Below are 12,598 nucleotides of genomic sequence, written 5' to 3'. Positions count from 1 at the left end.
GATCGGGCGCCGCGGCCACCCGGCCGGGTTGGTGGCGCGGTTGCCGGAGGGCCCGGGCCTGGACCCGGCCGCGGCTCGCAACCAGGCCGTGGGCGGTTGACCGACCTCAGACAGCCGACTTCCGGTACAGGTCGAGGATGTCCGTGTCGCGGTCGCGCCACCTGTCGAAGAGCACGTCGGGGTCGTCGTCGTGCGCGTGGACGTACTCGAACTCCGCGCGGGTGCACGGCAGCAGCGTGACCAGCTGCAGCGCCGGCTCGCCCTGGTGGTCGCGGTAGACGTCGAACTCCGCGTCGGCGAACGGGTGCGGGGCCGCGAGCAGGAACGCGATGCCGGTGCCCGGGATCAGCGGCTCGGCGTTCACATAGCCGCTGCCGTACGGGTAACCCCGCTGCCGCTCGATCGCCTCGCGTGCGATCACGTGCGCGAGGTAGCCGGCTTCGTCCTCGTGGTCCGGCAGCGCGGAGACGACGAACTCCTGCGGCAGCGGGGCGGCGATCCGCTGGAACCGGACCCCCGTGGTCGCCGCCGAGATCATCCGCACCGTCGGGTGGGCGTGGAAGCCGATGGCGAACCCCCGGTTGCCGCCGCCGGGGAGCTGGGCGCCCTGGCCGTGGGTGACCGGGCCGAGGTGGTGTTCGACGTGCGGGAGCAGGCCGTCGAACCGGCTCGGGTCGGCGTGGGGATAGCTCATCGCCCGATCCTAGGCACCGCGACGCCCCCGCACGGGTGCACCGTCCGGGGGCGTCGCGGTCAGCGGCCGGGCTGCCAGAGCTCCTCGTCGAGCAGCTGGACGGAGTCGGCGTCGGTCTCCCCGGTACGGCGGCCGCGGGGGAGGGTGAAGCCGGCGTCCGGGCTCCCGTTGGCGGAGCGGCCGCGCAGCTTCGCGGGCACGCCGTCGGTCGCGGCCGCGGCCCGGCGGCCGGCGCCGCCCCGGCCGGTGGGCTGCTCGGGCGAGCCGGGGCGCAACGTCCCGGCCGCCGCGCCCGAGCCGCCGTGCGGCGGCATCATCGGCGGCATCGAGCTCCCGGCCGGTTTGGCCGACGCCGGGGTCGCGGTGCCGGGCCGGACCTCCGAAGCCAGGCTGGGCGCGCGTTTGCCGGCGACCGGCTTGGCCAGCGTCGGGATCGCGCCGAGCCCGCCCGCCGCGCCGAACATGCCCGGCAGGGCCGACGCCACCGGTGCCGCGCCGCCGCCCCCGGGCAGGCCGCCGAGAGCCGCGCCGGACAGCGGGAGCGCCGTCGCCGGGGACAGCCCGGCCAGCGACAGCCCCGAAGAGACGTCCTGGCCCAGCCCGGGCAGGCCGGGCAGCGGCGAGTCGCCACCGGTACCGCCGCCGCTGCCGACGCCCGCCGACTCGGCGAGACCTTCCAGCTCGGTCAGCGCGCTCATGCCGGCCTCGGCGGCCTTGACGAAGTCCGCGGGGGAGTTGCCTTCCGCGGCCGCCTTCGGCGTCGGCATCAGGTCGCCGGGGGACTGCATCCCGGACGCCGCGACGACCTTCAGCATCGACACGTCGAACTGCGCGCCGAGCGCGTTCATCCGGAACGCCGACGCCTGCTGCGCCGCGATCTTGGCCGGGATCGCCGTCAGCGGGTTCAGATCCGCCGCGCAGTACGCCGCGTAGCACGTCATGACCTCGGCGAGCGCGTCCGAGATCGACGAAGCGAGCGTGGTCAGCGTCTCGGCCGGCCGGGCCGCGTCGATCCGCTCACCCCACATCTTCAGCTCGGCCAGCGACCGCTGGGTCTTCTCCTCGTGCGCGCGGCCGGCGTCGTCCTGCCACTCCGGGGTCAGCCGGCCGGCGCGGGTGTTGAGTTCCGTGCTCGCGGCGTCGATCCACTCGCGGCACTCGGTCCACATCTTCGCCGCGTCCAGCAGCACCGGCACCTTGGCTTGCTCGGCCTGGACCATGTCCCGGTGCAGTTCGATGGGCAGCAGGTTGTAGGGCACGACCATGGCACTCTCCTCAGGCGGTCTTGTCGGACGGGTGCGGAACCGTGCCCGCGGTCTTCTTGAACAGGTCGGCGCCCTGCTTGATGACCTTGGTCGCCGACGTCGCGAGCGTCAGCGCACTGGCGACGTCGGCGGCGGTGTACCCCGCGGCGGCGGCCTTGACCTTCGTGCTGTCGGTGACCATGTCCTCGGTCACCTTCGTCAGCAGCGCGGCCATCGCGGCAGTGGCGGCCTTGTCGAGCACCGACATCGCGATGCCCTCGAACAGCCCGGTCAGGTTCGGCGGCGTGCCGAGCCGGGCCAGCGAAGGCGGCATCGCGGGCGCGGTGAGCTGCCCGGCGTAGGTGCTCATCGCGTCGGTGTCGCCGTTGATCTGCTGTGCTGCAGCCATTTCCCCTCCTCAGTGACCGGCGCGGGATCGCGGTGCGCCGTCGGTCTTGTCCACTTGCCACAGCTCTTCGTCGAGCAGCTGGACGGTGTCGTTCCCGGTGTCCCAGCGCCGTCTCGACGCGGGTGGTGGAGCCGCTTTCGCGCCACGCCGCCCGGCCCGCCCGAGCAGCGGAACGCCCGGAGTGGCAGCGGGTTTGCGGGACCGCCCGGTGGCCGGGTGTTCGGCGTCCCCGGGCTTGATCTCGCTCGGCGGCTTCCCGCCACCGCCGCGCTGCTGCATCGGCGGTGTCATCCCGGGACTGCTCGCGGCGGCCGCCGCACTGGTCGCGGCCGCGGTGCCCAACGCGGGGATCGCCGCCGCCGTCGTCGTCGAGCCGGGATCCACCACCGGCGCCGGCATCGGCGCGGGCGCGGGGAAGCCGGCCGCGCCGAAGCCACCACCGCCCGGAACGCCGCCGCCCCCGGCGAGGCTCGGCAGCCCGGAGTCGCCCGGACCGCCGTCACCGAGCGCGCTGAGCCGGTCCGCGACCTCGGCGGGGGTCGGCGAGCCGATCTCCGCCGGACTCGGCGAGTCCCCGGCGCCGCCCGCGAGCTGCTGAAGTCCCTGGAGCGCTTGGCTGGCCGCGTCCAGCGCGTTCGGCGCCTCTTCGAGCGCGGCCTTGACCGGGTCTTCGGCGGTCGGTGTGTCCGGAGTGGACGGTGGCGCGGCCGCCGGCGCCGGGCTCGGGGACGTCGGGGACGCCGGAGACGCGGTTCCGGGCGCGGCCGCCGCCGACCGGGGGGTCGCGGACGGCCCGGGCGGATCTTGGGCCGCGCTCCGCGGGCCTCGCCAGCCCAGGCCCGTGGCTTTGGTCAGTGCGGCGGTCGCGGCCTCGTACCGGGGCTTCAGGCCGTCGATCTCCTTCATGACCTCGCGGTAGACGTCGTCGAAGTCTTCGGACTGCTCCTTGATCGACTTCCGGGCGAAGTCGTTGCGCAGCTGTTCGACCTTGACGTGCGCTTCGCAGATCCCGCGCGACAGGTCGGTGAGGCACCGGATCACCGTCGAGGGCAAGTCACCTCCGGTGGGCGGCAGTCCCGCGGTCAGCACCAGGTTGGCGAGCCCGCTCGGATCGACCCAGCTGCGCATGATCGAGGTGTCCCGGTCGGCCCGCGCCCGGAACTCCCGGCCCGCCGAGTCCGGCCAGCGGTCGGCAGCGGCGAGGGCCGACGCCTGGGCGTACAAGAGGTCGGCGTGCCGCGAAATCCACTCGCGGCCCTTGGTCCACATGAGCACGGCGGAGTCGAGCCTGCCGACGTGCCGGAGGCGCTCGGCGGTGATTTCCCGGTACCGCGCCTCGATGGCGGACGTGTCGACGCACTGTTCGATCGGACCTCCCACGGGAACCCCTCACCGCCCCGGCTCGGGTGCCGGGTCGAGGGCCGTGAACTCGGCGCGGGCCTGTTCGTCGGCGTCCACGTACGCCCTCGCCGTCCGGTGCACGAACGAGCTGTAGATCTTGAACCCCTGCTCCACCTGGGCGATGAACTCCTGGAGGGCGTGCATGCTCTGGTCGTCCGCGCCCGTGAGGTTGTCGCACCAGGGGCTCCCGAGGCCTCCCTCGCACGGGAGCGCCGGCTCGCGATGGCTGACCTCCACGGGGACCGGGTCCCGTTCGAGGCTGCCCAGCAGCACCCGGGAGAACTCCCGCATGGCGTCGGTGTCGCCGTCGATGTCACCACTCATGGTCCACTCCTGTTCTCACGTCGTCGGGGGGTGCCAGGCGAGCTGGACGAGGCCCTTGCCGCCGCGGCGGTCGACCAGCCAGCCGCGCCCGGGCGGGAGGACCTGGGCACGCATGTTGCCCAGCAACGGGCCTTCGTCGCGGTCGCCGGACATCATCAGACCGGGGGTGCCGACTTCGCGGAGCCTGCCGAGGAACGGCTCGAACAGCCCGCGCCCGGCCCCGCCGGTCCGGCGCGCCAGCACCACGTGCAGGCCGATGTCGCCGGCCTGCGCGACCAGGGGCAGCAACGGCATCAGCGGGTGCGCCTTGTGCGTGGCCACCATGTCGTAGTCGTCGACCAGCACGAAGATTTCCGGGCCCTGCCACCAGCTCCGGGCCCGCAGCTGCTCGGGTGTGACGTCGGCGCCGGGCAGCCGCTTGGTCAGCGCCTCGGCCGTTTCGGTGAGCAGGCCGCCGCTGTGCTCGTCGTTGACGCCGAAGCCGAGCAGGTACTCGTCGGCGATCTCGCCGAGCAGGCCGCGGCGGTGGTCGACGACGATGATCCGGGCCTCGCCGGGCCGGTACGCGCCCTGGATCCGCTTGGCCAGCGCGCGCAGGAACGACGTCTTGCCGCTCTGGGTGTCGGCCAGCAGGAAGAAGTGCGGGTCGGCGGCGAAGTCCAGGCGCATCGGGGAGAGGTCGCGCTCGTGGATGCCGACCGCGAGCCCGGCGTCCGCCCCGGTCAGCTCGTCCGCGGCGGGCAGTTCGTCGTAGGCGAGGACCGCGGGCAGCAGCCGGACCGACGGGGCCGGCTCGCCCGGCCACGACGTCCGGACCGCGTCGACGAGGGCCCCGGTGCCGTCGGCCAGGTCGGCGGCCGAGGACACGCCGTCGACGCGGGGCAGCGCCAGCAGCATCTGGTGCCCGGTCGGGGAAATCCCGCTGCCGGGCGCGTCGGCGGGCACGCTCATCGCGGCCCGCCGGTCGATGATCGAGTCGATCGGGTCGCCGATCTTCAGCTCCAGCCGGCTGGCGAACAGGTCCCGCATGTTCATCCGCAGGTCGAACGCGCGGGCACAGCCGGCCACGACGTGGACGCCGTAGGACAGGCCGCGGGCGGTGATGTCGCCGACCGCCTCTTCGAGCTCGGCGAAGTCGGTGCGCAGAGACTGCCAGCCGTCGATCACCAGGAAGACGTCGCCGTGCGGGAGCTCGGGGAACCGGCCTTCCGCGCGGAGCCTGCGGTAGGTGGCGATGCCGTCGATCCGGTGCTCGGCGAAGAGGCGTTCCCGCCGGGCCAGCAGGTCCGCGACCTCGGCGACCGTGCGCCGCACGGCCCCGGTGTCCAGCCGGCCCGACACGCCCGAGACGTGCGGCAGCCCGGCGATCGACGCGAGCGTGCCGCCGCCGAAGTCCAGGCAGTAGAACTGCGCTTCGCGCGGGGTGTGGGTGAGCGCGAGGCTCGTGATCAGCGTGCGCAGCGCCGTGCTCTTGCCCGCCTGCGGGGCCCCGAGCACCAGCACGTGCCCGGCGGCGCCGGAGAGGTCGAGGACCAGCGGGTCGCGCCGCTGCTCGAACGGCCGGTCCACGATCCCCAGCACCGGCCGCAACGCGCCGGGCGCGCCGGTGGTGAGCCCGCGCCGGGGGTCGACGGCGAGCGCGGGGAGCAGCCGGTCCAGCGTCGGCGAGTCCGACAGCGGGGGCAGCCACACCTGGTGCGCGGGCGTGCCCTGGCCGGTCAGCCGGTCGACCAGGATGTCCAGCAGGGTCTCGCCGGTCAGGGGCTCGTCCACGGGTTCGGGCTCGGCCTCGCCGGTGTCGAGCTCGTCGGCGACGTAAGTGGTCGTGTACTCCCGCAGCGTCAGCTGGTCCGCCGGCGTCACCGGCCGCACGCCTCCGGTGGCGGCCCGCTGGTGGACGCCGGAGACGTAGGCGGAGCGGAACCGGTCGAGCTGGTCGGTGCCGACCTTCAGGAACCCGTGCCCGGGCGCGCGCGGCAGCCGGAACGCCTCCGGGTGGCCGAGCACCGCGCGGCTTTCCATCTCGGAGAACGTGCGCAGCCCGACCCGGTAGGACAGGTGGCTTTCCAGCCCGCGCAGCCGGCCCTCGTCGAGCCGCTGCGAGGCGAGCAGCAGGTGCACGCCGAGCGAGCGCCCGACGCGTCCGATTTGGACGAACATGTCGATGAAGTCGGGCTTGGCGGAGAGCAGCTCGGAGAACTCGTCGCAGATCACCAGCAGCGTCGGCACTTCGGGCAGCGGGGCACCGGCGACGCGGGCCTTCTCGTAGTCCCGCAGGGAAGCGAAGTTCCCCGCCGCGCGCAGCAGCTCCTGGCGGCGGATGAGCTCGCCGTTGATCGCGTCGGTCATCCGGTCGACCAGGTGCAGCTCGTCGGCCAGGTTCGTGATCACGGCACTGGTGTGCGGCAGCGCGTCCAGCCGGGCGAAGGTGGCGCCGCCCTTGAAGTCGACCAGCGCGAAGTTCAGCGAGTTCGGCGGGTGGGTGACCGCGAGCGCCAGCACGAGGGTGCGCAGCAGCTCGGACTTGCCGGACCCGGTGGCGCCGATCAGCAGGCCGTGCGGGCCCATGCCGTCCTGGGCGGACTCCTTGAGGTCGAGCTCGATCGGCGTCCCGTCGGCCTGGATGCCGAACTGGACGCGCAGCCGGTCACGGTTCGGCCGGGGCACCCAGGTGTCGGCCGGGTCGAACGCGTACGGGTCGCCGAGCCCCAGCAGTTCGGCCAGGCCCAGCTCCGCCGACATCGGCGCGTCCCCGCCCCGGCCCACGGTCAGCCGCAGCGGGGCGAGCTGCCGGGCGAGCCCTTCGGCCGCGAGCGGCCCCAGCGCGTCGGCGGTGCCGAGCGGGGCCTCGCCGTCGATCGTCTCGCTGACGAGGTCGCCGCCGTCGTCCACCGCCAGTACGACGGTGGTCCGGTCCAGCGCCCGCGGCGGCATGGTCGTCAGGTCCACCACGGTGACGCCTTCGACGCCGCCGCCGGTCATCAGGTGGTCGGAGCCGGCGACCGAACCGCCGTCCAGGACGACCACCAGGTGCGGGCCGGGCACCCGGCCGTCCGACTCCGGGTCGAAGCGGGGCCGCTTGGCCAGCTCCTCCTCGAGCACCGACTCCAGCGCGGGGATCGTGGGCGCCACCAGGCGAAGCGGGCCGAGGGCGTCGGTGCGCTCGGCGTGCAGCGCGTGCGGCAGCCACTTGACCCAGTCCCAGTCGGCGCGGCGGTCGTCGGCCAGGCAGACGGCGATCCGCAGGTCGTCCGGCGACTGCAGGGTGGCCAGCTGGGCCAGCAGCGCACGCAGCAGCCCGAGCGCGGCCTCGCGGTCGCCGCGCAGGTGGATGCGGCTGAACCCGGTGACCGCGATCGCGAGCGGCAGCCGGTCGACCGTGCTGTAGGTGGTGATGAACCGGCGCAACGCGAGCGCGGACAGCGGTTCGAGCTCCTCGAGCGGCTTGGTGTCCGGCGCGACCAGCGTGGTGGCCGGCCCCTGCGGGCCGCGGCCGATCCGGGCGACGCCGAAGTCCTGGTCGTCCTTGCGCCGTTCCCACAGCCGGTAGCTCGCGGCCAGCGACCACAGCGCCGCCGGGTCCGGGTGCAGGTACTCCATCGCTTCGCGCTGGCGACTCACCGAACGGCGCAGCCGCAGCCGGTGCTGGGCCAGGTGCCTCAGGTACTTGCGGCGCGCGTGCCCCATTTCCCGCCGGCTCGGGCCGCCGCCCTGCAGCAGCCCCATCGCGACCATGCCGAGCATGCCGACGCCCATCAGCCCGTAGACGGCGTAGCGGACGGACCCGCCGGCCGAACCGGAGAACATCAGCATCATCGCGCCGGTCGTGCCCACCATGGGCAGGACCATGAGCAGCTGCGCCCACTGCCGCGCGGGCGGCGCCGGGATTTCCGGCGGCGCCTGGAGGATGAGTTCGCCGGAGGGCAGCTCCGGCGCGGGCCGCCGGGCCGGCCGCTTGACCACGATTGTCGCCACTCCATGAGCGTCCCTTCCCAGCGGCGTCCGGTGGGGGCGATGACCGGAACAAGACGCGCGCCCGTGGCTGCGCCGTTCCCGCCATAACCTGGCCGGGACAGGAAAGCGTTGTGTCGCAATCCAATCGGAGGGAACCCGCGATGTACGGTTCGTCAGGGGGAATCGACGGCGACGTCGACGCCATGCTGCGGCAGGCGAAGACGTCGTCGGAAACCGCCACCAATCTGCAGAACAGTTCTCGGCACGTGACGAGCGCCGGGGCCGACCTGCGCTCGGCGAGCAGCGGCCGGTGGGCCGACGGGTTCGCCGACGCCGACCAGAGCCGCCAGACGGTCGTCGACCACCACCTCGCCCCGAAGTACGTGGCGGCCTCCGACGCGATGCACCGCGGCGCCGGCGGCTACCAGGACGCCGACGAGGCGGCCAACCAGGAGGCCAACCGCGTGAGCTACCAGGCCGGCGGCTTCGGCATCTCGGCCCAGATCTGACGGAGGGGAAACGGCAATGAACCGGATCACCGGCAACAGCGAGTCGATCCAGGGCACGGCGCAGACCGTGGGCCAGGGCGCGCACCAGAGCCGCGAACACACCGACGACCACCACCACGGCGCGGGGTTCCTCTACGAGAACGAACTCACCGACGGGTTCGGCTCGAGCTACTACGAGGTCGTGGGCAACGTCCAGGCGAAGGCCAACGAAGCCTGGGAACAGCAGAACGCGCAGAGCCAGGGCCTCATCCGGGCCGACGACCACCTGATGAGCGCGGTGCGCGCCGCCGAGCAGGCGATCCGCGGCATCTGAGCACGGGAACGCGAGCGGCCCCGGGAGCGATCGGCTCCCGGGGCCGCTTTCGGCGTGCCGCACCCCCCTCTTCGACCACCCGCTGGACCACGCGCGCGGCGCGTCGGCCAGCTGCGGCCTGCTCGACTCGGCCCGCCTGGCGAGCGGCTGCTGCTCGACCTCCGCTTCCCGGCGATGGGCACGTTGCCCGGGGCCGCTTTCGGCGTGCCGCACCCCCCTCTTCGACCACCCGCTGGACCACGCGCGCGGCTCGCCGGCCAGCTGCGGCCTGCTCGACTCGGCCCGCCCGGCGAGCGGCTGCTGCTCGACCTCCGCTTCCCGGCGATGGGCACGTTGCCCGGCCCGCTTTCGGCGTGCCCGGTCCTTCAGACGAGGAAGACCTGTTCCGGCGGTTCGGCGGACGCGGGTTCGGCGGGTACCGGTGCGGCCCAACCCGCTCGCCAGCGCCGTCGCCGTCCGCGGGGAAGGATCGCCGCGAGCAGCCCGGCCAGCACGAGGGCACCGGCGACGGCGATCGCCAGCCCCTTCGCGGTGGCGGCCGTGTCCTGCTCCCGCGCCGCCTGGTCGAGCCGCGCCCGATCGGGTGGCTGGGGCACGAAAGCGGGCAGCAGCGCGGGTTTCGCCGGGTCCAGCCCGTCGGTCACGGCGCGGTACGGGTCGACCAGCCCGGCGCCGAAGGCGTGGCTGCCGCGGCCACCGCGGGCCGGGCTCGCGGTCGCCACCAGCCGCTGCGCCACCTCGGCCGCACTGAGCTGTGGCCACGCCGAGCGCACCAGCGCCGCGGTCCCGGAGACGAACGGCGCGGCGAAACTCGTGCCGTCCACGTAGGCGTGCCCGCCCGCGCGGGTCGTGGTCAGCACCTTGGCGCCGGGCGCGACGATGTCTACGTACGGGCCGATCTGCGAGCCGGACAGCCGGGCACCGTCGATGTCGACGGCCCCGACCCCGAGCACCCCGGCGTAGGCGGCCGGGTAGGACGGCAGCTCGCCGCTCGGGTCCTTCTGCGCGTTGCCCGCCGCGGCCACGACCAGCACGTCCCGCGCCACGGCGTAGGCGACCGCGTCGCGGATCACCGGGAAGTCGTCGTGGCCGGCCAGCGACAGGTTGAGCACCTTCGCGCCCTGGTCCGCGGCGTAGCGGATGCCGTTCGCGACCACCTGCGGGTCGATCCGCAGCGACTCGCCCTGGTCGCCGACGTCCCGGTCGCTGATCCGCACCGGCAGGATCGCCGCGTCCGGCGCCACGCCGTGGAACCCGATGCCGGGCACCGGGTCCGCGCCGATGATGCCGGCCACCCCGGTGCCGTGGGAGACGCAGTCGAACGCGCCCGGCAGCGCGCCGGCGAGGTAGAAGTCGCGTCCTGGCAGCACTTTTCCCGGCCGGCTCAGCTGCGGGTGATCGGCGTCGACGCCCGAGTCGACGACGGCGACGAGCACGCCCGCGCCGCGGCTGTGCGGCCAGGCCCGTTCCGGGGAAAGCGCTTGCTGGGCCCACGGCTGCGCCGGCACGGCGGGGTGCGCGGGTTCCGTGTCGTGGCAGGCACCGGCCGGTGGCGCCGCGTGCGCGGGCGGTGCGACGAACAGGGGCAGCGCGACCGCGGCCAGCACAGCGGCGAGGTGACTTCGTCGGTTCACGTGCGCCATCGTCCGCCGGGAGCTTCGGCGCCGGGCCGTCGTGGCGACAACCGGACACCCGTTCAGCGGCCACCGAAGTGGTGCAGGACCTCGGCGAACTGCTCGAACGGCGGGGCCGGGTCGCCGTCGAACCGGTACCAGGCGGCGGTGTGCTCGCCGGAACCGAGGAGCTTCACGCGCGCGGCCGGTGCGCGGTGGGCGTGGGCGACCCCGCGGCCGGCCACCAGCTCGGGTCCGAAGAGGACACCGTAGGGCAGGGCGGTCGCCACGCCGGGGGAGCGCAGCCCTTCCCGCCGTCCGGGGTGCGCGCCGACGACCACCATCCGGGCCGTCCGGGCGGATTCCGCGGCCAGCGCCTCGATCGCGGCTCTCGCCACCGTGCCGGCTGCCGGGCCGCTCAGCTCGACGTCTTCGACGACCAAACCGTCCACTTGCGACACCCGGAGCCGCCCGGTGGTGCCGTGCCCGACGACGACCACGGACACCGGCCGGGGAAAGTGCTTTCGGACGTGCTCGGTGAGGTCGCCGGTGGACCACGGCTCGGTGACCGGCTCGGCCACGCCCCAGCCGAGGGGCGGGCCGCCGGAGAGCACCCGCATCGCGGTCTCGGTGCTCGCACCGATCCGGGGCGGCCGGCAAGTGAGGATGCGTACCTCCAGGTCACCGGACCCGGGGACGGGCGCCTCCGCGACGACGTCGCCGTCCCGGACGAACCGGACTCCGTTCCAGGCCAAAGGGAATCCCCGGAAGCCGTCGCGGTCACCCGCCATCCAGTCGCCGCGGGCGTCCCGGAGCAGCAGTTCCAGCGGGAAGGTGAGGCGGCTGTGGGCCGGGGTGCGCAGCTGCAGCGCCCGCCCGTCGCGCGTGGCCGTCTTGGCCGCGTCGATCAGCGACGCCGTGGCGGGCACGACGTCGCGGTGCTGCTCGACGACGAGGGCCTCCGCGGTGGTCACCGGCTCGACCACGGGCGGCCCCCGGTCGCGACGGCCAGTGCTTCGGCGAAGGTCCGGGCGACGGCTTCGGCCTCGACGTCGTCGTCCGGCGCGCGGCCTTCCACCCACCACACCGGGGAGGGCACGTCGAGGCCGAGCAGCCGGTCCACCTCGCCCGGCACCCGGACCAGGCGGGCGCTCTCGACCGTCAGCAGGCGCCGGCCGCCGGGGTGCCGGACGCCGATCAGCTGCCGGTCCGCGTCGAAGTCCACAAAGGATCCCTCGCCCGCGGTCAGCAACGCCGCGACGACGGCTTCGGGACCGGGTTCCCGCCGGCACAGCGCGATGACGTCGAAGGTCATGCCCGTCATCGTCGGGTGCGCCGGGGCGTGGAACACCGCCGTGGCAAGAACAAGTCACGCGGCCATCCGGCGTCGTCGGCGGCGTGAGACTGGGCCGGAGACGTCCCCCGGAGGTGGCCGTGGATTCCCCGTTCCCGTTCGACCTGCGCGCCGATCACGCGCGCCTGGCCGGCGACATCAGGTCGACGCAGCAGCGCATGGCCGAGATCCGGGCCACGGCCGAGTCCGACGACGGGCTGATCGGCGTGACCGTCGGCGGTGCGGGCGAGCTCCTCGAACTCACGCTGGACCCGCGCATCTACCGCACCACGGACGCGGCGGCGCTGGCGCGGGACATCGCCGGCACCGTCCATCGGGCCGTCGAACGCGCCGAGGAGGAGGGCCTCGCGATCGTCGCGAGCCTGCTGCCCCCGGACGCCACCTCCGCGACGACCGACCTGCGGTTCGACCCGCTGCTGCACGAGCTCGACCGCCGGAGCGCGCGATGACGGGCATCGACCACGACCATGACGGCCGCATCGACATGGACCCCGGTGAGACGACCGCCCGGCTGGCCCGGCTGCGCGGCGCGGGCACGGCGCTGGACGCGGCGTGGCCGGGGTGCCGCGACCGGATCGAGAACCCCGGCCGGCTGGGCGGCGGCCCGCTCGGTCAGGCGTTCACGACCGTCTACAACGGACCGAAGCAGACGATTTCCGATGCGATGGCCCAGCTGACCGGCGCGTACCAGACCCTCGCCGGCAACGGGGACCAGGCGGTACAGGTCTACGAAGCCGCGGACCGCGCGGCCGCCGCCGAATTCCTCTGGTGACCCGCGCCCGG

Annotated in this window: 13 protein-coding genes; 4 read left to right on the top strand and 9 right to left on the bottom strand. The window is 74.3% G+C overall.

Annotated features, from left to right (window positions below):
* Nucleotides 1-106: 106 nt before the first annotated feature.
* Genes ACLJQM_RS38425 through eccCa form a run of 6 tightly spaced genes read right to left on the bottom strand, consistent with a single transcriptional unit; the run spans nt 107 to nt 8,047 of the window.
* On the bottom strand, nt 107-694 hold the full coding sequence (locus tag ACLJQM_RS38425) for a suppressor of fused domain protein (RefSeq protein WP_410635252.1): 588 nt from the start codon (nt 692-694) through the stop codon (nt 107-109).
* Between the two features lie 59 nt (nt 695-753).
* A complete protein-coding gene (locus ACLJQM_RS38420) occupies nt 754-1,959 on the bottom strand; it encodes a hypothetical protein (RefSeq protein ID WP_410635250.1) in 1,206 nt (401 codons plus the stop codon).
* Nucleotides 1,960-1,969: 10 nt separating this feature from the next.
* Nucleotides 1,970-2,347, bottom strand: coding sequence for a hypothetical protein (locus tag ACLJQM_RS38415; protein WP_247022652.1), 378 nt, complete (start codon nt 2,345-2,347; stop codon nt 1,970-1,972).
* A gap of 9 nt (nt 2,348-2,356) precedes the next feature.
* Nucleotides 2,357-3,727, bottom strand: a complete 1,371-nt coding sequence (locus ACLJQM_RS38410) for a hypothetical protein (RefSeq protein WP_410635249.1) — start codon at nt 3,725-3,727, stop codon at nt 2,357-2,359.
* A gap of 9 nt (nt 3,728-3,736) precedes the next feature.
* Complete coding sequence (locus ACLJQM_RS38405) at nt 3,737-4,072, bottom strand: hypothetical protein (protein ID WP_410635247.1); 336 nt, start codon at nt 4,070-4,072, stop codon at nt 3,737-3,739.
* 15 nt (nt 4,073-4,087) lie between these two features.
* Nucleotides 4,088-8,047, bottom strand: a complete 3,960-nt coding sequence (eccCa, locus tag ACLJQM_RS38400; protein WP_410635246.1) for a type VII secretion protein EccCa — start codon at nt 8,045-8,047, stop codon at nt 4,088-4,090.
* Between the two features lie 140 nt (nt 8,048-8,187).
* Between eccCa and ACLJQM_RS38395 the strand changes: the two genes are divergently transcribed.
* On the top strand, nt 8,188-8,535 hold the full coding sequence (locus tag ACLJQM_RS38395; protein WP_247022660.1) for a hypothetical protein: 348 nt from the start codon (nt 8,188-8,190) through the stop codon (nt 8,533-8,535).
* 16 nt (nt 8,536-8,551) lie between these two features.
* A complete protein-coding gene (locus tag ACLJQM_RS38390; protein ID WP_360776704.1) occupies nt 8,552-8,848 on the top strand; it encodes a hypothetical protein in 297 nt (98 codons plus the stop codon).
* A 365-nt stretch (nt 8,849-9,213) separates the two neighbouring features.
* Here the strand turns inward: ACLJQM_RS38390 and mycP are convergent, their stop codons facing one another.
* From mycP to ACLJQM_RS38375, 3 genes are read right to left on the bottom strand one after another with little or no spacing between them, the layout of a single operon-like run.
* On the bottom strand, nt 9,214-10,491 hold the full coding sequence (gene mycP, locus ACLJQM_RS38385; protein ID WP_410635244.1) for a type VII secretion-associated serine protease mycosin: 1,278 nt from the start codon (nt 10,489-10,491) through the stop codon (nt 9,214-9,216).
* A 53-nt stretch (nt 10,492-10,544) separates the two neighbouring features.
* Nucleotides 10,545-11,435, bottom strand: a complete 891-nt coding sequence (locus ACLJQM_RS38380; protein WP_410635242.1) for a DUF6177 family protein — start codon at nt 11,433-11,435, stop codon at nt 10,545-10,547.
* A complete protein-coding gene (locus ACLJQM_RS38375; protein WP_410635241.1) occupies nt 11,432-11,776 on the bottom strand; it encodes a hypothetical protein in 345 nt (114 codons plus the stop codon). The genes ACLJQM_RS38380 and ACLJQM_RS38375 overlap by 4 nt, the downstream gene beginning before the upstream one ends.
* A 119-nt stretch (nt 11,777-11,895) precedes the next feature.
* On the opposite strand from ACLJQM_RS38375, the gene ACLJQM_RS38370 reads away from it, so the two are divergent.
* Both ACLJQM_RS38370 and ACLJQM_RS38365 read left to right on the top strand, forming a co-directional pair.
* Nucleotides 11,896-12,264: a YbaB/EbfC family nucleoid-associated protein gene (locus ACLJQM_RS38370; protein WP_410635240.1), complete on the top strand. Its 369-nt coding sequence runs from the start codon at nt 11,896-11,898 to the stop codon at nt 12,262-12,264.
* Nucleotides 12,261-12,587, top strand: a complete 327-nt coding sequence (locus ACLJQM_RS38365) for a hypothetical protein (RefSeq protein ID WP_410635239.1) — start codon at nt 12,261-12,263, stop codon at nt 12,585-12,587. The genes ACLJQM_RS38370 and ACLJQM_RS38365 overlap by 4 nt, the downstream gene beginning before the upstream one ends.
* The last annotated feature ends 11 nt before the right edge of the window (nt 12,588-12,598 follow it).

It is taken from the genome of Amycolatopsis sp. cmx-4-83, from assembly GCF_046548815.1.
GTDB lineage: Bacteria > Actinomycetota > Actinomycetes > Mycobacteriales > Pseudonocardiaceae > Amycolatopsis > Amycolatopsis pretoriensis_A.
The sequence above is the reverse complement of the archived record's forward strand: the minus strand, read 5'-3'. Positions and strand labels throughout refer to the sequence as shown.